This window comes from Pedobacter sp. 01N416 (assembly GCF_056399685.1).
Genome location: NZ_JBFTRT010000041.1, coordinates 14,957 through 37,683, shown reverse-complemented (window position 1 = coordinate 37,683; position 22,727 = coordinate 14,957). Strand labels below are relative to the sequence as shown.

At 38.0% G+C, this 22,727-nt stretch carries 22 protein-coding genes and 2 pseudogenes; 9 read left to right on the top strand and 15 right to left on the bottom strand.

The annotated features are described in order from the left end of the window. From AC1DND_RS03970 to AC1DND_RS03905, 14 genes are all read right to left on the bottom strand, one after another. Positions 1–185 (bottom strand): site-2 protease family protein (locus tag AC1DND_RS03970; protein WP_477579295.1); only part of this gene is annotated, 185 nt, incomplete at its 3' end. Between the two features lie 28 nt (positions 186–213). Beyond that, positions 214–1,374: a 1-deoxy-D-xylulose-5-phosphate reductoisomerase gene (locus AC1DND_RS03965; RefSeq protein ID WP_477579293.1), complete on the bottom strand. Its 1,161-nt coding sequence runs from the start codon at positions 1,372–1,374 to the stop codon at positions 214–216. 208 nt (positions 1,375–1,582) lie between these two features. Beyond that, positions 1,583–3,082, bottom strand: a complete 1,500-nt coding sequence (locus AC1DND_RS03960; RefSeq protein ID WP_477579291.1) for a GH3 auxin-responsive promoter family protein — start codon at positions 3,080–3,082, stop codon at positions 1,583–1,585. A gap of 47 nt (positions 3,083–3,129) precedes the next feature. Beyond that, positions 3,130–3,918, bottom strand: a complete 789-nt coding sequence (locus AC1DND_RS03955; protein ID WP_477579289.1) for a hypothetical protein — start codon at positions 3,916–3,918, stop codon at positions 3,130–3,132. Further along, entirely contained in the window at positions 3,915–4,883 is a 969-nt protein-coding gene (locus tag AC1DND_RS03950) for a glycosyltransferase family 2 protein (protein ID WP_477579288.1), read from the bottom strand. Before AC1DND_RS03950 ends, AC1DND_RS03955 begins: the two co-directional genes overlap by 4 nt. Positions 4,884–4,951: 68 nt before the next feature. Next, positions 4,952–5,902 carry a glycosyltransferase family 2 protein gene (locus AC1DND_RS03945; protein WP_477579286.1) on the bottom strand — a complete coding sequence of 317 codons (951 nt, stop codon included), beginning with the start codon at positions 5,900–5,902 and terminating at the stop codon, positions 4,952–4,954. A 170-nt stretch (positions 5,903–6,072) separates the two neighbouring features. Further along, positions 6,073–6,642: a DUF4199 domain-containing protein gene (locus AC1DND_RS03940; protein ID WP_477579284.1), complete on the bottom strand. Its 570-nt coding sequence runs from the start codon at positions 6,640–6,642 to the stop codon at positions 6,073–6,075. Between the two features lie 16 nt (positions 6,643–6,658). Further along, complete coding sequence (locus tag AC1DND_RS03935; protein WP_477579282.1) at positions 6,659–7,027, bottom strand: hypothetical protein; 369 nt, start codon at positions 7,025–7,027, stop codon at positions 6,659–6,661. A gap of 32 nt (positions 7,028–7,059) precedes the next feature. Continuing rightward, positions 7,060–8,316, bottom strand: a complete 1,257-nt coding sequence (locus tag AC1DND_RS03930; RefSeq protein WP_477579280.1) for a dihydroorotase — start codon at positions 8,314–8,316, stop codon at positions 7,060–7,062. Then, positions 8,313–9,872, bottom strand: a complete 1,560-nt coding sequence (locus AC1DND_RS03925) for a hypothetical protein (RefSeq protein WP_477579278.1) — start codon at positions 9,870–9,872, stop codon at positions 8,313–8,315. The genes AC1DND_RS03930 and AC1DND_RS03925 overlap by 4 nt, the downstream gene beginning before the upstream one ends. 135 nt (positions 9,873–10,007) lie before the next feature. Continuing rightward, complete coding sequence (locus tag AC1DND_RS03920) at positions 10,008–10,424, bottom strand: hypothetical protein (RefSeq protein WP_477579276.1); 417 nt, start codon at positions 10,422–10,424, stop codon at positions 10,008–10,010. Positions 10,425–10,498: 74 nt separating this feature from the next. Beyond that, positions 10,499–11,230: a metallophosphoesterase family protein gene (locus AC1DND_RS03915; protein WP_477579274.1), complete on the bottom strand. Its 732-nt coding sequence runs from the start codon at positions 11,228–11,230 to the stop codon at positions 10,499–10,501. Position 11,231: 1 nt separating this feature from the next. Continuing rightward, positions 11,232–11,774, bottom strand: coding sequence for an RNA 2'-phosphotransferase (locus tag AC1DND_RS03910; RefSeq protein ID WP_477579272.1), 543 nt, complete (start codon positions 11,772–11,774; stop codon positions 11,232–11,234). A gap of 226 nt (positions 11,775–12,000) precedes the next feature. After that, a complete protein-coding gene (locus tag AC1DND_RS03905; RefSeq protein ID WP_477579270.1) occupies positions 12,001–13,566 on the bottom strand; it encodes a L,D-transpeptidase family protein in 1,566 nt (521 codons plus the stop codon). A gap of 271 nt (positions 13,567–13,837) precedes the next feature. On the opposite strand from AC1DND_RS03905, the gene hisG reads away from it, so the two are divergent. From hisG to AC1DND_RS03860, 9 genes and pseudogenes are all read left to right on the top strand, one after another. After that, entirely contained in the window at positions 13,838–14,689 is an 852-nt protein-coding gene (gene hisG, locus AC1DND_RS03900) for an ATP phosphoribosyltransferase (protein ID WP_029278663.1), read from the top strand. 49 nt (positions 14,690–14,738) lie between these two features. Continuing rightward, positions 14,739–16,061: a histidinol dehydrogenase gene (gene hisD, locus AC1DND_RS03895; protein WP_477579268.1), complete on the top strand. Its 1,323-nt coding sequence runs from the start codon at positions 14,739–14,741 to the stop codon at positions 16,059–16,061. 72 nt (positions 16,062–16,133) lie between these two features. Then, positions 16,134–17,174, top strand: coding sequence for a histidinol-phosphate transaminase (gene hisC, locus AC1DND_RS03890; RefSeq protein ID WP_477579299.1), 1,041 nt, complete (start codon positions 16,134–16,136; stop codon positions 17,172–17,174). Between the two features lie 4 nt (positions 17,175–17,178). Continuing rightward, a pseudogene (gene hisB / locus AC1DND_RS03885) lies at positions 17,179–17,928 on the top strand (imidazoleglycerol-phosphate dehydratase HisB); the annotation flags it as partial. A 227-nt stretch (positions 17,929–18,155) separates the two neighbouring features. Beyond that, on the top strand, positions 18,156–18,749 hold the full coding sequence (hisH, locus tag AC1DND_RS03880; RefSeq protein ID WP_477579266.1) for an imidazole glycerol phosphate synthase subunit HisH: 594 nt from the start codon (positions 18,156–18,158) through the stop codon (positions 18,747–18,749). Between the two features lies 1 nt (position 18,750). Beyond that, positions 18,751–19,500, top strand: a complete 750-nt coding sequence (gene hisA, locus AC1DND_RS03875; protein ID WP_477579264.1) for a 1-(5-phosphoribosyl)-5-[(5-phosphoribosylamino)methylideneamino]imidazole-4-carboxamide isomerase — start codon at positions 18,751–18,753, stop codon at positions 19,498–19,500. A 172-nt stretch (positions 19,501–19,672) separates the two neighbouring features. Then, positions 19,673–20,428, top strand: coding sequence for an imidazole glycerol phosphate synthase subunit HisF (hisF, locus tag AC1DND_RS03870; RefSeq protein ID WP_057932516.1), 756 nt, complete (start codon positions 19,673–19,675; stop codon positions 20,426–20,428). Positions 20,429–20,542: 114 nt separating this feature from the next. Further along, a pseudogene (gene hisE, locus AC1DND_RS03865) lies at positions 20,543–20,899 on the top strand (phosphoribosyl-ATP diphosphatase); the annotation flags it as partial. A gap of 81 nt (positions 20,900–20,980) precedes the next feature. Continuing rightward, positions 20,981–21,877, top strand: coding sequence for a WD40 repeat domain-containing protein (locus AC1DND_RS03860; RefSeq protein WP_477579262.1), 897 nt, complete (start codon positions 20,981–20,983; stop codon positions 21,875–21,877). Positions 21,878–21,933: 56 nt separating this feature from the next. Here the strand turns inward: AC1DND_RS03860 and AC1DND_RS03855 are convergent, their stop codons facing one another. Then, positions 21,934–22,692 carry a carboxypeptidase-like regulatory domain-containing protein gene (locus AC1DND_RS03855; RefSeq protein WP_477579260.1) on the bottom strand — a complete coding sequence of 253 codons (759 nt, stop codon included), beginning with the start codon at positions 22,690–22,692 and terminating at the stop codon, positions 21,934–21,936. Positions 22,693–22,727: the final 35 nt, after the last annotated feature.

Here is a 22,727-nt window from a genome sequence, read left to right as displayed (position 1 = left end):
ACTCCATATTCAACATCACCTCTTTTGAAACTAAAAAGCTTGAAACCCCAGGCATCAAAAAATAAATAAAACTTTTCTACTTTAATACCAAATGCCCTGGCTGCCAAGAAATGCCCTAATTCGTGTAATATTACCAATAAAGACAATCCGAGCAGCAGCTGCCCCGCCATAATCAATCCATTCATATTCTCTTATAAAATTTTATGTTAGATGTTAAACTATACTTTTTGTTACTAATTCGCCGGCTAAGATACGGCTATGTTTGTCAGTTTCTAAATAATCACTCAATTGTGGTTTTTCAACAAAACTGATTTCTTCCATACACTGTTCAATAACCTCGCTCATCTGCAGAAAACCGATTTTGTCCTTCAAAAATGCTTCAACAACAATTTCATTCGCAGCATTTAAAATACAAGGCATATTCCCTCCTTTTCGTAAAGAAGTGAATGCCAGGTCTAAATTCCTGAATGTTTCCATGTCGGCTTTTTGAAAGCTAAAGTTTGGATAATCTAGGAAGTTAAAACGTTTAAAATTGTTTTTTAGCCTATCGGGATAATTTAAAGCGTACTGAATAGGCAGTTTCATGTCCGGAACACCCATTTGTGCTTTCATAGATCCATCGGTAAACTGAACAATTGAATGAATGATAGATTGAGGGTGAACAATTACATCAATCTGATCTACATCAAGGTTAAACAACCATTTTGCTTCAATTACCTCCAGGCCTTTATTCATTAGGGATGCAGAATCGATCGTGATTTTTGCACCCATCACCCAGTTGGGATGTTTTAAAGCCTGCTCTTTCTTTACTGTAGATAAAAAATCTTTTGTTTTGCCTAAGAATGGTCCGCCCGAAGCTGTTAAATAAATCTTTTCGATTGAATGCTGCTCCTCGCCTACCAAACATTGAAATATTGCYGAATGCTCTGAATCGACCGGTAAAATTTTAACCTGATGTTCCGTTGCCAGTTGTGTAATCAGTTCGCCGGCTACCACCAAGGTTTCTTTGTTGGCCAAAGCAATATTTTTTCCAGCCTTAATGGCAGCAATAGTAGGTTTTAATCCTACGGAGCCCATTAATGCCGTTAATACCATATCACTATCATCATAGGCCGCAACTTCTGACAAGGCGGCTTCGCCTGCCAAAACTTTAATATTTAGCGCAGACAAAGCAGTTTTAACTTCGCCGTACTTGCTTTCATCACAGATTACAACAATGGCTGGCTTAAATTCCATCGCCTGTTGAATAAGTAATGCCGAATTCTTTAGTGCAGATAATACAACAACTTTAAATGTTGTGGGATGATCCCTTACCACTTCTAGTGCTTGTGTACCTATACTTCCTGTAGAACCTAATATGGTTATTCTTTTCAAATCGTTTTTAATATCGTAACGCTTAAGGTTAAATTAAGCATTTTATTCATTCATTTTATCGTTCACCCGCTTTTGTCATTCTGAAAAGCATCTGTTGAGTAATCGTCATCTCGACTGCGTTGCATTTCGCTCCAATGCTGTGGTTCGTGTCTCCACGAACTACTTTTCCTCATTTCGTTTCGTGAGGACACAAACCGAGGAAGATTAGTTAAACAATATACCTCTCCAACCCATCCGCCAATTTCCGATCATTACTCAAGCGTGGCACTTTATTCTGTCCGCCTAACTTTCCTTCACTTTTCATGTAGTTAACAAAAGCATCTTTTTGCAAAGTACGTATAATCAATGGCTGAAGGATGTTCCCTTCAATCAGGTCAAAGTAATAAATATTTTTCTTTTGCAAAGCCTCATCAACCTTTTTGCTGAAAGCTGTCATGTCTTTTGGTGCAGACGAAAACTCTACAAACCACTCGTGATAAGGCAATTGACCGGCTTCCGGATTAACCTGGGGCGCAACTGTAAATTCTGTAATTTCTACCTGTTCTTCATTGGCCACGCTCAAAATTGCCTGTTCTACCTCTTCTCCTATTACATGTTCGCCAAAGGCAGATATAAAGTGCTTAATCCGTCCGGTTACCACAATTTTGTAAGGATTTTTCGAAACAAACTTCACTGTATCACCTATACTGTAACCCCATAAACCTGCATTGGTATTTAAAATTAACGCATAGTTCGTATCTAGTTCAACCTCAGCAAGCGATAACCGTGTTGGATTATCGTTGTAATACTCATCGGCAGGAACAAATTCGTAAAAAATCCCCGCATCGGCCAGCAACAATAGTCCTTTATCTTTTTGTGAATCCTGGTAGGCAATAAAGCCCTCTGAAGCTGGGTAAGTTTCTATAGCATCAATTTTCTTCCCGATGCTTTGTTCAATTTTTGCTCGATAAGGCTCAAAATTTACACCGCCATAAATAAACAGGCTAAAATTCTTGAATATTTCGGCAATTTTCTTCCCTCCTGATTTCTCTGAAAGTTTATCGAAATACATCTGTACCCAAGGTGGAATACCAGAAATCAAGGTCATATTTTCATTAATGGTTTCCTCAACAATGGCATCAACTTTTTGCTCCCAATCTTCGATAATATTGGTTTCGTAAGAAGGCAATCGGTTCTTTTGCAGATAGGCTGGCACATGGTGTGCCACAATGCCCGATAAACGCCCAACATTGATTCCATGTTTTACACTTAAAACCGGACTCCCTTGCAAAAAAATCATCTTTCCGTTTACAAAATCAGCTTTGCCTGTTTCATTAATATAAGTTAAAATGGCATTACGGGCAGCTTTGATATGCTCAGGCATCGATTCTTTCGATAGTGGAATATATTTTACGCCTGAAGTGGTGCCTGATGTTTTGGCGAAATAAAGTGGTTTGCCTTTCCAAAGTACATCATCTTCGCCTGCCACTACACGATCTACATAGGGTTTTAATCCTTCGTAATCTTGAACGGGAACATGTTTTTTAAAATCAGCATAGGTTTTAATCTCAGCGAAATGATGATCTTTTCCGAATGCAGTATTTTTAGCCTCATCAATTAACTTTTTCAGAATATTATGCTGAGCATTTAGGGCATTATTTTTCCATTTGTTAATCTGCCAAACTGCAAATGCCGCAAAGGGTTTACTTAATGCTGCTTTTAATCCCATACTAAACTGAATTTTGAATGATTGAGTGATTGAATATAAATTCTACCCTAAACGATATTATGTAAAATATCTGGATGCTCATCGCCTTTATATTCGCTCGAAATTTTGCGGTATGCAACAGTTAAGGCTACACTCGAAAGTGGAACAATTATAAATGAACTTAAAATATTTACAATAAAAGCCACCAATGGCCATTGCAGGTAGTTTAACAGCAGATAAATTAAATATCCTCCACCTAAAACCACCAATAACAATAAAATCTTCGTGAAATTTCCTTTAGTGGTAGCCAAACTCAATTTAATCGAATCGAATGGCGTTGCACCCTTATCAATAATAAAAAACGGAAAAAATGAAATTCTTAACCAAGTGATAAAAATGGCAATAATACCAACTGAAATGGCCACGTTTTTAACGATTGTCACATTAATCCCAGTATAAATAAAAGGAAAAGCAACCAGGATTACCACCAGATAAACCCCAAGGATACAACCTACAAAATAAAGGGTAGCTACCAGGAACCTGATAATTTGTTGCCTGGTTGGAAGCGTATCCACAATTTTCACATCGTTTTCTTCATCGTCCATTAAATGGAAAATGTATTTGAAAAGCGAAAGATTGATGGTAAAATAAAGCAACACAAAAATAATCACCATAATTACACTCAAGGCCTTACTTACATCCTTAATAAAAAAGGCCATTAAGCTCGAAGCGCTTGCGGTGATAAACATCAGAAAACATAGTGTAGCAATCGAGAAATAGTGTTTCTTGGTAATGCTCCACGCCTTTTGGATTACATCATTAACGGCGAACGTACTTTCTTTTAGGTAATTTATCATTGTTGTTTGAATACCACTCGTTTAAATAAATCCTGTATAAATCCTAAACCATAAGCGGTTAATTGGATAAATGAAGATATAATGCTCAAAAATGCAACTTTTAACGATTTATTTACAGACCATGAATGAAAAAATATCAACATAAAGTAAATCAATAAGAAGAAGTTACAAACATATGCCAATGGAGGATATATAAAGTTACACAAAATGGTGAAACCAAAACCCAATGTAAACAACGCTGGAAAAAAATGTACAAGTTTTAATTCTTTTGGGAAATGTTTGTAAATATTAATCCTTGCTCTCCCGAAAAAGTGTAATTGTTTGTAAAACTGACTAAAGCTCGTCCGGCGTTTATGGTAAACCTTTGCATCTGGAATCAACCCGATTTTAAAACCGTTTTCGTGGATGCGGATACTATATTCGATATCTTCGCCTAATCGGGTCAGGATAAAACCACCTACCTTCTCCCATGCCTGACGGGAAACACCCATATTAAAACTGCGTGGGTGAAATTGTCCTACGTGCTGTTTGTTTCCGCGGATTCCACCAGTGGTGAAAGGCGAAGTCATGGCATAACTAATTGCTTTTTGTACAGGCGTAAAGCTATCATGTGCAGCATCCGGACCGCCATAGGCATCTAAATGATGCTCATACAAATAGTTTTTAACCGTTTCGAGGTAATTTGCAGGAATTAAACAATCTGAATCGAAAATAACAAAGTAATCGCCTGCTGCCCTTTCGAAACCAAAATTACGGGCAAACCCCTGTCCGGCATTTTCTTTAAAGTAATATTTAATGTCCAGTTTATCTGCATAAGAAGCTACAATGGCCTTTGCATCGTTTTTCGAACCATCTTCTATAACCAAAACCTCAAACTGTAGATAAGTTTGTTTAGTTAGGGTGTTTAAAAGTTCGTCAATTTCTTGAGGACGATTGTAAAGTGGAATGATGATGGAGAAAAACATGTCTTGAAGCTGAAAGCTGAAAGACTAAAGACCAAAGCGCTTTATGCTTTAAGCTTTAGTCTTTCAACTTATTTAAGTTCTTTTTCGATTAAATATTGATTTCTTTCTGGTGCGTTACGCGATAAGAGTTCTGCAATAAAACCTGCCAGGAACATCTGCGAACCAACAACAATGGCAACCAGTGATAAATAAAACAAAGGTTGATCGGTTACATCGCGATAGGCTAAGCCCTGCCATATCAAATATTTCTTTTCGAATAATATATAAAGCGCCATGATTATACCGATAAAGAAGCTTAAAACCCCTAACGAACCAAAAAAGTGCATTGGGCGTTTGCCGAATTTACCAACAAAAAATATAGAAAGTAAATCTAAAAAGCCGTTTATAAACCTGCTAAAGCCGAATTTTGTTGTGCCATATTTGCGGGCACGGTGTTCTACCACCTGTTCGGATATTTTACTAAATCCCGCCCATTTGGCAATTACCGGGATATAACGGTGCATTTCGCCGTAAACTTCGATGGTTTTGATCACATCGCTACGGTAAGCTTTTAAGCCACAGTTAAAATCGTTCAGTTCTATACCGCTCATTTTACGGGTAGCGGCGTTGAATAATTTAGTTGGAATAGTTTTCGTAATCGGATCGTAACGTTTCTTTTTCCAGCCTGAAATGATATCAAGCTTTTCGTCTTTTATGCGGCGGTATAATTCAGGGATTTCATCCGGACTATCCTGCAGATCGGCATCCATGGTAATGACCACATCGCCCTGAGTAGCTTCGAAACCAACATTTAAGGCTGCAGATTTACCGTAGTTCCTTCTAAACTTAATGCCTTTAATGGCAGGGTTTTGAAATCTTAACTCTTCAATCACCTCCCATGATCTATCGGTACTACCATCATCAACCAAAATAATTTCGTAACTGAAATTATTGTCGATCATCACTTTATCAATCCAAGCCGTTAATTCTGGCAAAGATTCATCTTCATTAAATAAGGGTACTACTACTGATATATCCATTTTTGAGTATTATCGTCATTGCGAGAAGGAACGACGAAGCAATCTATTATAAGATTGCCACACCCCTGCGCATTTCCCACGCTTCGTTCGCAATGACGCATTATTAAAAACGTGCAAATTTCATCAAATTAAATGATAAAACCTGCACGTTCAAAATTTTATAAAAGAAATTAATCTTCCTTTGGAAACGAATCGAATGTAACTGGTTGTTTTTTCTTTAAGATAGCTGAAAGGATTAAAGAAAGTACCCCATACAGTGCAAGTGAAACACCAAAGCTTGTAAAAATGTTTTTAAAAGTAGGTTCAAGCTTCTCCTGCATATTGCCACCTTTAGCTATCGCCTCATCAATTTGCTCGCTAGCCATTCCGAATTTTTCCATCATAGCTCTCTGTGCCTCCTCGATAGCAGCAGCAGCTCTTTGTGGAAGATCTGGATCAATAAATTTCATTAGTATCACATTATAAAGCGTTGCAGTTAAGGCTAGAATAAGGGAGATGATTAAATAAGCTTTAAAGGCCTCTCCAAATGTCCAAAACCCACCTATTTCTTTACGGATGTTTATTCCCACCACTACTAACAGTACGATGAATAAAACAAATATACCTATCTGGGCCGCAAAACTGGTGTAAATTAATACAGGGTCTATGAAATGCAAGGTTAACGATACAATTATCGAAACCGCAGCGAGCATTAATCCATTTTTAATCGCTAATTTGGAAATAAGAGCACTTTTGTCCATAATTTTAAATTTTAGTTTAATTATTAATTGTTGTAATTAATATATAAGTAGCAGAATCGAACGATTTGTTACTGCTATACTGAATTATTTCTTTCGTTGTTTCTGCACTTCCCTCAACGTCAAGGAAAAATGCCATAAAAGGTACAAATAATTCTTGCATTTCTTCACTGATATTTAAATTTGCAGCTGTTTTACAAATCTCTTCTACACTGGTTTCTGCTAATTGTTGATTACTGATCAGTTCTTCGTAAATCTCAAATTCATCCTGAAACTCATCGTCTTCTACCAATAAAAATTCTTTCAGGAAATCGCCCAATTCAGGATCTAAATTCTTATAACCTGTTAATTTATCAATATTTTTTTGAACTAATATGTTTTGAGACATGGTTAAGAACCTTATACCCCTAACCTTCAACCTTAATTCTCCCAGTATTGACTATTATTATAAACCAAAGTTACCTTCCCGGTAAGTTCTGTACCCAACAATGGACTGTTTGCCGATTTTGAATAATTGCTTGTGGCATTATACAACCACTTTTCTGTTGTATTGAAAACAGTAAAGTTGGCATCAGCATCTTCTTCGATTACCGGAATAGCTAAATTTAATAATTTACGTGGATTAATGGCCAATTTCTCTACAATTAAAGCAATATCCAATCCAGCCTTTAATAATAGTGGTAATACGGTTTGTAAAGCGATGATGCCGTAGTGCGCAATTTCGAATTCTACATTTTTAAATTCGATTTCTTCAGGACGGTGCTGGGAAGTAATGGCATCAATAGTTCCATCTTTTAAACCGGCAATTAGCGCCTTTACATCTGCTTTTCCACGCAGTGGTGGCTTAACCTTGTAGTTGCTGTCAAAATCGCTTAAAAGTTCTTCTGTAAACACCAGGTGATGTGCTGTTACATCGCACGAAACCTGAACGCCATCTTTTTTTGCTTTACGAATCAAAGCTACAGCCCCGGCAGTTGAAATATTGCTGATGTGGATTTTGGTTTCATTATAAGATGCCAGGAAAATATCGCGGGCAATATGCATTTCTTCAGCCAATGCGGGTAAACCTTTCATGCCCAACAGCACAGAGTTTTTACTCTCGTTAATCTGCGATTTGCCAGCTATGGATTTATTTTCGGGATAAACCATTAATAGTGCATCGAAACCTTTTGCATATTGTAATGCGCGGCTCATAAAACCATCGTCTTGTAAGGCTTTATCGCCATCTGAAAAAGCTACCGCACCTGCCTGTTGCATATCGAACAGTTCGGCAAGCTCCTTTGCCTCACGGCTCTGACTTATCGCACCAACTGGCAACACATCAACCAAATTGTTTTTGGCCCTATTGATAATGTATTCTACCTGAGATTTTGACTGCACAACCGGACTGGTTTGCGGCAATAAAGCTAAGCCTGTAAAACCTCCAGCTTTTGCCGTTGCGGTTAATGTTTGAATATCTTCCTTAGTTTCGAAACCCGGATCGCCAGCAACGCAGTTTAGATCGAAAAAACCTGGCGTTAAGAAAGCACCCTGAGCATCAAAAACAGTTTCGTTTTTATCGGCAGTTAATTTACCTATGTTTTTAATTTTGCCATTTTCTACCCGAACATCGCATTGTTGATTATTGAATTTACTTTGCGGATCGGTAATGGCTACATTTTTAACCAGGAGATTCATATTGTTTTCTTTGTGTTGTTAAAAAATCGGATGAGCAAAATTTCTGCTGCAATAAAAATCAGCGACAAAATTAGACAAAGTTTCCATAAAGTCTGCCCGATTTTATTAGTGCCGGCAATTAATTTAACGGCATCTTTATCGGTATCGAATATTTTGAGGTTGCCTTTGTCAGCCAACTGATTGAGTTCTGTTTTGTCTAAATAATGCATATCAGATTCTGTTCTGCCATTGTTGAAACTATAAACAGCAAGTAGTGAATCTGCAAGTTTCAGGTTATAAAAGCCTGCATTTTTTATCTGATCGGCAATGTAAATCAGCGTTTTCCCATTTGCCTGACGGATTTCAGGAATCGCCTCAAAACCATCTGCAGTAATTTTTAAGCTTTGGTTTTTACCCAGCGTAATCTTTTTACCCGCCAGGGCATTATCGTTACCGAGGTTGTAGTATAAAGGCGTTTCATTTCCTCCACTCAATGCCAAACGATATATTAAAGGCACGAACACCGGATGACGGGCTAAATTCCCGTCACTTGTATTAAGCCCTGAAGCAGGAAAAAGCACCACCGTACCACCTGCATTCAGATAGGTTTTTAGCTGCTGAGCCAAACCTGTTGACGGATTTTTCAAACCGTTCAACACAATCAGACCATAACTGGCAAAATTGCTATAATTCACATTGCTTTCGGCATTCTCGGTGAGTTTATAATAACGATCGGCAGCAAACAGTGCTTTAATGTAATTGCCTGTATTGGCTCCGTTAATACTCAGAACAGGAAAACTTTCGTCTACCTTAAAACTGAAGGAAAGGGTATCATCAAAGGTTACCGGAAAATCTTTAATGCTGATTAAACCTTTTTGCCATCCTGCGTTCAGTCCAGAGAAATTCAGGGTATCTTTAATTGTTTTACCTGCAGGGATGGTTACGGCACCCAATCCCTTTTGTTGGTTGTTGATGCTGAGCTTTAAAGGGATATTTTTAGCCTCCTCTTCGGAGTAATTTTTCAACTGTACAACCAAACGCTCATTTGCTCCCGGCTGATGATTTGGCGAAAGTGCCCAAACGCTATCTACCGCAACATTCGGAAGCGTATTGGCATTCAGTTTCAAAAATGAATACTGAATATCGGCTTTTGTATCGAGTTTATTGGTGGTGGAGATATTTTTCTGAAAATCGGAGATCAGAAAGCTATACTTATTTGCAGAACCCGTTAAAACATTCCCCTGTCGGTTTAGTATTGGTTGAAGATTACGGTTTGCTGCCGAGATTTTAACATCATCTAATGCTTTTAAAAACGCTTCCTCGTTTAACAATCGTTGGTGTTTTCCTTCGAAATTATTGGTCAACAGTTGAAAGCGATCGTTCATTCCAAAACCTTTTACCAGTTCTTTTGCCCTCCGCTTGGCTTCATCAAGCAGGTTACCATCTTTATTAATGGCTTCCATGCTGTAAGAGTTATCGATATAAATGCTTACTACATTATTTAAAGCTGTTGTTTTTTGATTCTGCGCTGGAATATAAGGCTGGGTAAACGCCAGCACCAAAAAGATGATTGCCAAAATCCGCGACAACAGAATAAGCAGGTTTTTAAGTTATATTAGTGCAAAAAGAAAGCCCGGATAAAGGAAATTCATTAAAAACCAAAGATAGAAAAATTATGGAAAGTGGCGAATTACTATTGTAATAAAGTCGTTTTAATAACTAAAACCCGGAAATTCGATATTTACAATTTTCCAGCCACCGTTATGCAATGCGAAATACAGTTTAAAAGGTCCGCTTACAATTTTCGATTGTTTTTGAACAACATCTCTGTAACCTGCAACCCCTTCAACAAAGCCCATACCCTTATCATCATTCAAAAGCTCGAAATTAACATCAATAATATCGTATCTGCCACCAACATATTCATCAGATCGACCGAAAATACCTTTTAACCGACCAATAATAACATCCTTACCAATAACTTTATTACCTGGGAGAATGAAAAAATCATTCAGTTCGTCGGTAATGGCCTTCGATTGTTTAAACCAGGCGCTTATAAATCTAATGGCACTATTTACGATATCAGCCTGATGGTTAAATGTGGGGTTGTTCTGCATTGTATCTTTCAAAAAAACTTGGCGAAGTTAACTATTCTTTAGCCTTTCTCTAATTTCAGCAAGAGAATAATCGATCAATAACTTAACTATTTACATCTTCCTTTTTCGGTTGGGTACAAGCTTTGCAAGGTATCGCTTTGCCAAAATTCTTTTGTTTCGATATCCAGACAGGTCAATTTCCCAGTAAATGCAGCACCAGTATCAATATTCCAAACGTTACAACCCTGCATGGGCACGTTCATGTTATAATAGAGCGTTGGGGTATGGCCGATATAAATTTCATTGTAGAGTAATAAACGTTTCGGATAAAGTACCGAATCTTTTTTGATCCTCTTATCCATAGTCAGGGCCATTTCCCAAAGTGTTCTATCCCACGAATAATTGGAAGAATAACGTTCTTTTTCAGGACCGTGCATGGAAGAAAAACCGGCGTGAATAAAGAGGTTGTTATGCTCATCCACGTAGTAATCTTTCATGCGTTCAAAGAAATTTAGATGTTTTTGCTTCACCGGATCAGGTAAGTTTTTATAACTTTCGATGGTTAATTTACCACCGTGAACAAACCAAACATCATCTACAATACCTTTTTCCAACCAATCGATACACCAAGCATCGTGATTTCCTTTGATAAAAATGCACTGATGACTTTCTTCCAATTGCATCATGTAATTGATTACTTGCGCCGATTCACTCCATCCATCCACATAATCGCCAAGAAAAATCAGTTTGTCATCTTTTGTTACATCTGCACGCTCGAATAGCTGAACTAAACCTTTTAATCCCCCGTGTATATCACCTATTGCTAATGTTCTGCCCATGTTAAAACGTTATATATTCAACGGGCACAACATCTGTAAGCCACACATTGTTAGCTGATAAATAAAATTTATAGCCTGCCCTATGCATCTCTCCACTATTAATGGTAAGGATAACCGGTTTTCCCCTCCTGCCACCTACTTTATTGGCCGTTTCTCTATCGGCACTTAAATGCACATGCTGCCGCGTCATTTTTTGAAGTCCCTGCGATTTAATATCCGACAGGAACTTTTCAACTGTACCATGATAGAGATATTCTAGTGGTTCTGCTTCATCAAGGTTTAGCTCTATTGAAATGGAATGCCCCTGGCTTGCCCGGATCTTGGTTTTACCTTCGTTGAAAGCAAATCTCTTTTTGTCGTTATTTTCGACAATGTAGTCAAGCTGTTCAAAATCTATTCTCTTATCATAGAGGTCAAATTTGGTAATCAGTTCATTCACGTCAGCCCAACCATTTTCATCGAGCTTTAAGCCTATGGTTTCTGGCGAGTGCCTCAAGATATAACTTAGCAGCTTACTGATTCCTTTGGTTATTTTGTTGTCCATGATGATCTTAATATTAATTCATTGGCTTTTGTAGGCAGCGTTCATAATTTTCATTTTCGAAACACACAAAAACTACCTTTTCAATTTTTTCCTTGTCAACGAAATTAAGATGACAATGCCAGTATCTGTTGCTTTACCTTCAGGAAAATGATTAAATAGCTGTGCTGCTGTTAGGGGAAACCTTAACATTGTTTTCAACTGCAAGCGCTAAACTATTGATTAAATTCTACCTGAATTTCTTCATCGCAGCCCAAAGTTTTTCGTCCATACCATAAACATCAGGTCTGTATTCAATCTTATCATTTTGCGACCAGGCAGTAATGTAGGTAATAATTAATGGAACATTTTTCTTTGGGGCAAACCAAGCTGGTTTTAATTGAAATGCTTTGGTTGTATCGGCCTTTTGTGCCATACGTTTTTTATACCATTTTACATGTGTACTATCTATCGGTGGTAAATCTACTTCTGCCCTAAGCTTATCATAAGTGTAAGAATCTTTAACCAAGAGTTCGGCAAATTCTAATGGCTTTTCGATGCGTACACAGCCATGACTTATAGCCCGATTAGTCAGGTTAAATCCGTTCTTATTATTGGTATCGTGCAGGTAAATACTCGAGCTATTATCGAAGATAAATTTGAACTTTCCTAAAGCGTTTCCACCGCCAGATCCTTGTTTAAATTTAAAGGGTAATTTATCACGCGAATACCTATTCCAATTGATGGTATCAGGTTCACCAATTAGTTTGTCTTTATAGTAAACTTTAATGTTGCTGTTCGATAAATAATATGGATCTTTTCTGGCCATCCAATAGATCTCACTTTGCGCAATGCTGACCGGAATATTCCAGATTGGATTGGCCTGAATGGAATTGATTTTACTGAACAATAAAGGTGTCTCATGGTTCTTCGGTTTATCATCCAGATTGCCCGATTTTGCAAAGGCTTTTAACTTCTCTTCGTAACCATTTTCGCGCCGCCCGCCAACACAAACTTTCATTGTAATTACGGTATCTTGTTTATCCAGCCAGGTTAACCTAAAATCAGGGATATTTACCTGCACATAATTATCGCCAGTCTCAGGCATTTTCCAACGGAAGCGCTCCATATTTAGCAGTAAAATCCGTTTCTCATCGTAAGCATCTGTATTCAAATAGGCGGCCTGCAAAGCTTTATATTGAGCCGATTTGGGCTGAACAGATCTGAGTGTGTCCAACAGGTTCACACTATTCAAAAGATTGGTCATCCCAACGCTGTCCGGACGTTTAACTTTAATGTAGTAGCGCGAAAATATATTACGGGGATTTACCACCCCAAATTTTAAATAGTTTGTATAATTTAAATAGGCATTGGCCGATAGTAATTCTAGTTTCGCTATAACCGGATAACTTTCTTCTACCTTTTTAAACTTGTTTGCTGTTAATTCATCTAATAAGCTTTTAATCTCGTCTCCTTTAAAAATCTTCGGATTGAAGCCATGAACCTTACTTTCGTTTAAATAGCTTACCAGCGAATCTAAGTTTCCATTGATATAAAATCTGGTAACAAGCACAGGCTGACGATGATTATCGGCATAATAACCTTTAATTGTTTTCGGATTTACAAATTTGTCTGAAAGACTATCCAAAGTCTTTACAAAAATGCTATCATAAGCTACAGTATCGAAATCTTTATAAATTTTATTCTTAAAATGTTCAGATAACACCTTACCTATCTCTGGAGGGCTCTTAAACCATCCACAGGCAGAAACAAACAAAATAAGGGGGAAAATTAGAAAGCGAAACTTTTTCAACACGTAAAATTTTAGTACAAAATAAGGGTTATTGGCAATAAAAACAGCATAATGGCAAATTAAGTGCCATTATTTTTTGTTTTACCATTTCAAACGCTATATTTGCCAGCGCTTATCAGCTAAAGCATTGATACTGGCAGAAATAATTTATGAATTTAACTTTGAACCATCACTTACATTTACACCATCGCCGATAGGCGATATGATATGTTTGTTTTGTACTTCAAAACTTTTTTCCGTAAAATAATTTCTTGTTCACTCTATATTCAATACTTTGAAAACACTTAAAATCGCTATCCAGAAGTCGGGTAGGTTAAACGAAAAATCTGTAGAAATACTTAAAAATTGTGGTTTATCTTTCGAAAACTACAAAAGCTCACTCATCTCAACCGTTACCAATTTTCCTTTAGAAATTCTTTTCCTCCGGGATGATGATATTCCTGAATATGTACAGGATGGCATTGCCGATTTGGGTATAGTTGGAGAAAACGTAATTGTAGAAACCAAAGCTGAGGTAGATTATCTACAAAAATTAGGCTTCGGAAAATGCACCTTAAAAATTGCTGTTCAGGCAACCAGTAATATCCAAAAACTGGAAGAGTTAAATGGCAAAGCGATTGCTACTTCTTACCCGGTAATCCTCGAAAAATTCTTACAGGAAAAAGGCATAAAATCTGATATCAGAACCATTTCAGGATCGGTAGAAATTGGTCCGGGCTTAGGCTTAAGTGATGCTATTTTTGATATCGTATCAACAGGTGGAACACTAAAAAGCAACGGACTAAAACCTTTCGCTGATGTGATGCAATCTGAAGCCGTTTTAATCGGAAATAAATCAATAGCTGATAATCCTGAAGTTGCAGAATTGCTTCAACGCATCCGCTCTGTACTTAGCGCAAAATCTAATAAATACGTGGTGCTAAATGTATCAAAAGATAACCTTCAAAAAGTAGTCGATTTACTTCCGGGCGTAAAAAGCCCAACGGTAGTTCCACTTTTCGAACCAAACTGGGTTGCTGTTCACTCTGTAATTGCCGAGGAAGATTTCTGGGATAAAATAAACAGTTTAAAAGCAGCAGGTGCTGAAGGTATTTTGGTAATGCCAATCGAGAAAATAATCAAGTAAAATCGTTTAAATTCACGTTAACTATTAGTTAATTTAAAATTATAAAACATTGAAAATCTACAATTATACAGATTTATCTAAATCAAAAATTGAAGAACTTTGTTCGAGGCAAATTGAAGACGATAAACTGGTTGAAGAACGGGTAACCGACATCATCAGCACCGTAAAAAAAGATGGCGACCAGGCACTTTTTAACTTTGCAAAAGCATTTGACAAAGTTAATTTAGAGAAACTGTTTTTGGATACTGAAGAATTAAAAGCGATTGCATCTACCATTCCCGCAGAAGCAAAAAAGGCGATTGATACCGCTTACCAAAACATCAAAACTTTTCACCAGTCGCAGTTAAAAACTGAAGATAAAATCGAAACGATGCCAGGCGTTGTATGCTGGCGCGAATCGAGGGCAATTGAAAAAGTAGGACTTTATATCCCAGGAGGAACAGCCGTTTTACCGAGTACTTTTTTAATGCTTGCCACTCCCGCCATCATCGCAGGCTGTAAAGAAATCGTGGTGTGCTCTCCCCCGCAAAGTGATGGCAAAACCAATTGTTATCTGGCCTACTGTGCGGTGCTTCTGGGCATCGAAAAAGTATTCCTGATTGGGGGTGCACAAGCTGTTGCAGCAATGGCTTTCGGAACGGAAAGTGTACCACAGGTATATAAGATTTTTGGTCCTGGTAACCGTTATGTAACTACGGCAAAAACAATGGTTCAAAACAAAGTAGCCATTGATATGCCTGCAGGACCATCAGAGGTGTTGGTTATTGCTGATGATACTGCCAATCCGTCATTTATTGCTGCAGATCTACTCGCGCAGGCAGAACATGGAACTGATAGTCAGGCTATTTTAGTGGCTACTTCAAATCAGATCATTGCTGATACGTTAAAAGAAATTGAAAATCAGCTTAATATCCTCCCAAGGAAAGACATTGCAGCAAAAGCAATAGCCAATTCTTATGCAGTTTTTGCTAAAAACCTGGATGAGGCGATGCAATTTTCAAATGAATATGCACCAGAGCACCTAATATTGGCTACCGAACATTTCCAAAGCCTTATTCCATCGATTATCAATGCTGGATCGGTGTTTTTAGGCAACTTTACGCCAGAAAGTGTTGGCGATTATGCCTCTGGAACCAATCATACTTTACCAACCAGTGGTTTTGCTAAGGCTTATTCGGGCGTATCAACAGATGCTTTTCTGAAAAAAATCACTTTCCAGCATTTATCCCACGAAGGGTTGAGCAACATTGGCAATACGGTTGAAATACTTGCGGAAGCCGAGGGATTAGATGCGCATAAGAATGCAGTAAGTATTAGATTGAACTTTGAGTCCGAGGTCGGAAGTCCAAAGTCCGAAGATAACAGAGCATAGAATAAGAATTAACAATCGGTGAAATCACCTAATCTGTGTAATCAAACCGAAGGAAACCAACAAACCATTAAAATGGACATTAACGATTTAGTAAGAGAAAATATAAAAAACCTTCGCCCCTACTCTACCGCTAGGGATGAATTTAAAGGTCAGGCATCAGTTTTTTTAGATGCAAATGAAAACAGTTATGGTTCGCCACTTCCGGCAAATTACAACCGTTATCCTGATCCATTGCAGCTTGATCTGAAAGATGCAATCAGCAAAATAAAAGGTGTGCCGATTGAAAATACTTTTTTAGGCAACGGCAGCGACGAGGCGATAGATTTATTGTTCCGTGCTTTTTGTAATCCTGGAAAAGACAACGTAATTGTGCTGCCACCAACCTATGGAATGTACGAGGTTTCGGCCAACATAAACGATGTAGAAATACGCAAAGTTAACCTGCTTCCGAACTTCCAATTGGATATGGAAAAGATCGCAGAAACGATCGATAAAAACACAAAATTAATCTTCATTTGTTCGCCAAATAATCCGACTGGAAATTCGATAAATCGCGAAGATATTGAAACAATTTTAGCCAACTTTAATGGCATCGTTGTAGTTGACGAAGCGTACATTAATTACGCCCGTCAGAAGACCTTTATTCAAGAGCTAACCGAATACGGAAACCTGGTGGTTTTGCAAACTTTTTCGAAAGCTTGGGGGCTTGCCGCTTTACGTTTAGGCATGGCATTTTCTTCGACAAAAGTGATCGATGTTCTGAATAAAATTAAACCACCATACAACATCAATCAGGCTACACAGGACTTAGCTTTTGAAGCGCTAAAAAACATCGCTCAGGTTAACGATTGGATTAAAGAATCTGTGGCAGAAAGAGACCGTTTAAGCAAGGCATTAAATGCATTAAATATTGTTAAAAAAGTATATCCTTCTGATGCTAATTTTATCCTGACGGAAGTTACCGATGCCTTAAAAATTTACGATACTTTGGTAGACCAAGGCATTATTGTACGCGATCGTTCTAAAGTAACTTTATGCGAAGGATGTTTAAGGATTACAGTAGGTACAAAAGAAGAAAACGACAAACTATTAACTGTTCTAGAAAATTTTTAAGATGAGATTAAATGATGTGGTTTTAGCCAAAAATTTGGGTGCTAAGGCAATTTTCCTTCGTCAGAATGATGCATTGGGTTCAACTGAAGCACTGGATAAACATGAAACTTTGTTGGATGTGATTATTCTGGAAACCAAGAAATGGGAAGACATCTACAACCTGCTTAAGGCAGGAAGCAGAAAAATTCACCACGAACGCAAAACCAACGAAACCGATATTACCATTAACCTTGATCTGGATGGAACAGGAAAAGCCAAAATCGAAACAGGCTTGAACTTCTTCGATCATATGCTTGATCAGATTGCCAGACATGGAAGTGTAGATTTAGAGGTAATTGCAAAAGGCGATTTACACATTGATGAGCACCACACCATAGAAGATACCGGAATTGCCCTTGGAGAAGCATTTGCTAAAGGATTAGGCAATAAACTAGGCATTGAAAGGTATGGTTTTTGCTTACCAATGGACGATTGTTTGGCGCAGGTAGCCATCGATTTTGGAGGAAGAAACTGGATTGTTTGGGATGCTGAATTTAAACGTGAAAAAGTTGGCGATATGCCTACAGAAATGTTTTATCATTTCTTTAAATCGTTCAGTGATGCCGCAAAATGCAATTTAAACGTAAAAGCAGAGGGCGATAACGAGCACCATAAAATTGAAGCTATTTTTAAAGCATTTGCAAAAGCAATTAAAATGGCAATCAAACGTGATGCTGAGAAAATGGTTTTGCCAAGCACTAAGGGGCTATTGTAAGAAAGGTCGAAGGCCGAAAGGTTTAAGACGGAGGGTTTTAACGCCCATCCGCTGTTAAATAAACCCGATAGAGCGGAATAGCCCGCATCCCGATTCTTCATCGGGAGAGGACTATAAGCGATAGCGGGACTACAGCACCTTTGAAAAGCTGACACTCGTTTTCAAATTTATAAAGCAATAAAATGAGCATCTTATCTTGATACCCGATACTAATATTTGATATTAAAATGATTGGAATAGTAAATTACAGAGCAGGCAACATCTTCTCCCTTACCGCAGCATTAGATCGCTTAAATCTAACCTACGGCATGGTAAACACCGAAAACGACCTCGAAAAATATAGCCACATCATCATCCCTGGTGTTGGCCATGCGGGTGCCGCCATGGAAAAATTAAAGGGAACGGGCTTGGTTGAAGCCATTAAAAAACTAACAAAACCTGTGCTTGGCATCTGTGTGGGCATGCAGCTCATTACCGAACATTCGGAAGAGGGCGATGCAGCGCTTTTAAATATCGTTCCGGTTAAAACCAAAAAATTCGATAAGTCGCTGAATATCAAAATACCACACATGGGATGGAATGCGATTAGTCCGAAAAACAATTCGCTATTTGAAGGTGTTGAAGATAATACACAATTTTACTTTGTGCATTCGTACTTTATTGAATATAACCCTACTTTTGACATCGCATCTGCTGATTATGGTTTAAAGTTTTCGGCAGCAATACAAAAAGATAATTTTTACGGCGTTCAGTTCCACCCCGAAAAATCGGGAAAAGCCGGTGAACTAGTATTAAAAAATTTTTCAAACTTAAGCTTATAAAATGTACATAATACCTGCTATTGATATTTTGGATGGAAAAGTTGTCCGTCTTCGTGAAGGCGATTACAACCAAAAAACGGAATATGATGTTTCAATCCCCGAAATGATAGAAAAATACCGTTCAAATGGTACAGATTTCATCCATATTATTGATTTAAACGGAGCCAAAGGCGATTTTAGCAATCAAAAAGCACTTTTTGAGATCATTAAAAAAACCGAAATGAAAGTGCAGTATGGTGGTGGCATCAGAACCATTGAGCAGGTGACCAATTTGCTTGATGCTGGCATTCACCGCGTAATTGTAGGTACACAGGCCATTACCAATCCTGATTTTTTACCTCAACTAAGCGAAACTTTTGCTAAAAAAGATGATTATGCAAACCGCATAATAATTGCAATTGATGTTTTGGATGAGGTAATCAAATATTCGGGCTGGATGGAAAGCTCGCCGATTAAACTGATGGATTACGTTGACAAATGTCTTTCACTGGGTTTTTTCCGTTTCTTATGTACCGATATCAGTAAGGATGGAAAATTGGGTGGCGCAGCGATCGATTTATACCAAAAACTGCTTGAACACTCTCCTATGATCAAACTGATTGCTTCAGGTGGTGTAAGTTCGATGCAGGATATTTATGATCTGGCTAAATATCCAATTAGAAGTGTGGTGGTTGGAAAAGCGATTTACGAAGACCGCATTACCATCGAAGAAATTAAAGAGTGGAACTTGAAAGCCTTGAGTTCGATTTAAAAAAGAATTTATATAATATTGGCTCATTGCATTAGGCGATCGTCATGCTGAATTTATTTCAGCATCTTTTATACAATAAAGACCCTGAAATAAATTCAGGGTGACGAACCGCGCGAAATAAAAGCATTAAGATTGCTTCGTGCCTTGCAATGACAAAACCCAAACAAGTTAAATGCTAAGTAAAAGAATAATCCCTTGTTTAGACGTTAAAGACGGCCGTACGGTAAAAGGTGTAAACTTTGTTGATTTACGTGATGCGGGTGACCCGGTTGAACTGGCCGCCCAATATGCACAACAAGGTGCCGACGAATTGGTTTTCCTGGATATTACCGCAACCCACGAGCGTCGGAAAACGATGATTGAAATGGTTAAATCGGTTGCCAGGCAATTAAATATTCCTTTTACTATTGGTGGTGGAATAACTGAAATTGCCGATGCAGAAGCGTTATTAAACGCAGGAGCGGACAAAATCAGCATCAATTCGGCAGCAGTTAGAAATCCGAAATTGATTGAAGACCTGGCTAAGACCTTTGGGGTGCAGTTTGTGGTTTTGGCAGTCGACACCAAATATGTAAACGGTAAAAATATGGTCCACTTAAATGGGGGAAGACTAATTACCGAACTGGAAACCGAAAATTGGATCAAACAGGCAGAAGATTTAGGTGCAGGAGAGATTTTGTTAACTTCGATGGACCACGATGGCACCAAAGCAGGTTTTGATTGTGGGTTGCTCAGTAAAGTAAACCAAATGATCAATATCCCGATTATAGCATCAGGCGGAGCGGGTAGTATGGCGCATTTTACAGAGGTTTTTCAAAAGGCCAATGTTGATGCTGCACTGGCAGCTTCGGTATTTCATTATGGCGAAATCCTGATTCCCGATTTAAAGCAGGAATTGAAAAGAAATCATATTCCTGTTAGAATATAATAATACACTCGTCATTGCGAGGCACGAAGCAATCCTAAAGCTATGGGTTCGAAAGCCTGCACAATAAGATTGCTTCGTGCCTCGCAATGACGAAAACATGATAAAAAATGAATATCGATTCTAATCAAAGCGGATGCCGTTGGTCCAACCTGCCATACGGGTAGCCGCAGCTGTTTTAAAACAGATTTTAACCAGAACTTTATTTTCGAACTCGAAAACATCATTAATGATCGATATGAAAACCCGGTTGAGGGTTCTTACATCAACAAAATGCGTAGCAAGGGATTAAATAAGATTGCCCAAAAAGTTGGTGAAGAAGGCGTAGAAACGGTTATCGCAGCACTTGCTGAATCGGAAGAAGAGCTCATTGGAGAAGCATCAGATCTTGTTTTCCACCTTTTATTTTTATTGAAAGAAAAAGGACTATCTATTCAGGATATTGCAAAAAATTTAGAGAAAAGACATAAATAAGGTTTAAGGTAAAAGGTGTAAGGTTTTAGGTGCCAGATGCCTAACCTTACACCCTAAACCCTAAACCCTAAACCTCAAGAAATGCTCAAACACCTGCAAACACTTCCCGGACACCAAAACCCTGTTTATGCGCTTGCCAACTCAAATGAGGATGGCGTATTTTTTAGTGCGGGGAACGATAAGGGGGTTGTAGAGTGGTCGTTAAATACGATGGCTTTTGTAAAGGTTAAAATGCCGGTACAGAGCTCGGTATATTGTTTACACTATTACAATCAACAACTATTTATCGGTGAACGCAGTGGTGCGTTTAGCGTTTATGATTTTAATGATCAGAAAGTAATTGCCAGAATAAATGCACATACCAAACCGATTTTCAACATACAAACGGTAAAAGGCAAAAATGAGCTTTTAACCACTGGCGAAGATGGAACGGTTGCGGTTTGGTCGTTGGTAGACTTTACAGAGATTTACCGTTTTCAGGTGGCTTACGATACGGTTAGGGCTATTGCAATTGCACCTAACGAAAGTGAAGTGGCCTTTGGCTGTAAAGATCACCTGATCAGGATTTATAACCTGGCTGATTATAGCCTCAAACAATCGCTGGAAGGGCATTCATTACCTGTTACCTCTTTGGCATATCATCCTACTGGTAAATACTTAATCTCGGGCAGTAGGGATGCACAGCTAAAAATATGGAACCTGCCAAATTATGAGCTCAGGGAAACGGTTCCGGCACATATGTTTACCGTTTACGATATTGCCTTTCACCCTACCCTACCTTATTTCGCCACGAGCAGTCAGGATAAAAGCATTAAACTCTGGGATGCAGAGAACTTCAAATTATATAAAATTTTAAGCCTAGAAAAAGCAGGTATAGGGCATACTCATTCGATTAATAAAATTATCTGGAGCCATGATGGTAAATACTTAATTTCTACAGGAGATGATCGGCAGGTGATGGTTTGGAAGATGGAATAATTTAAGATTTATTTTTGTTGAGTGTTATCGTCACACTGACCTGTAGCGCAGCTAAGCTATTTTTTATTCGTATAAAACGGATTGATATCTTGAAGTAGATTTCTCATTTTAAAATATACTTTTTTCCAGAAGGGCGTTCTAGTCACAACAATATCTCCCATAATTTCACCGCTAAGACATAGCTCAAGATTCAGGTTTTTATTGTCAGCTAAATCTACCAACGAATTCAAAGGCTTATAGCCAATGTAACTTACGGTTAAAATACAATTTTCATCTTCGAAATTTGCAGGCAACTTAATTTCAAAATTTCCTTTTTGATCGGTAGAAGCAAAAGCTAACCGGTTGTTTACCATAACAGATACTGAAGGAAGTGGCTGCTTGTCATCTTTATCTATTACCCTGCCCTTTATTGTTTTTAAGGTATCGCCTAAAATTTCTATTTTCTTTTCAAAAGAAGTGTTCTTGCGGTATCGATCTGTTTGATTAAAGGGTGTTTTGATTACTTTGGCGTCACTTAACTTCGGAACACTCAAAAAAGCCAGCAAAGATGCTGCAATCAGGTTTGGTTTAAATCTATTGAGTTTATAATTCTCTTTCACACGGATTAAACGATCAAGCTGCTCTGGCTTAAATCTTCCACAACTCTCCCCTTGATTTTGGTTAAACCATTGTTTTAGCGCTGCATCAGTAAAATGAGTAAAGTCTACTACAGATTTCTGGCAGGGCCCACAAAATTTTCCATTTGAATCAGCTTGCATTGCCGCCCACTCTTCATGGCAGGGATTTGAGATTTGAATTTTAAATTTAGATGGCATAAAAAAATGTATCTTTTATATAGGATACATTTTCG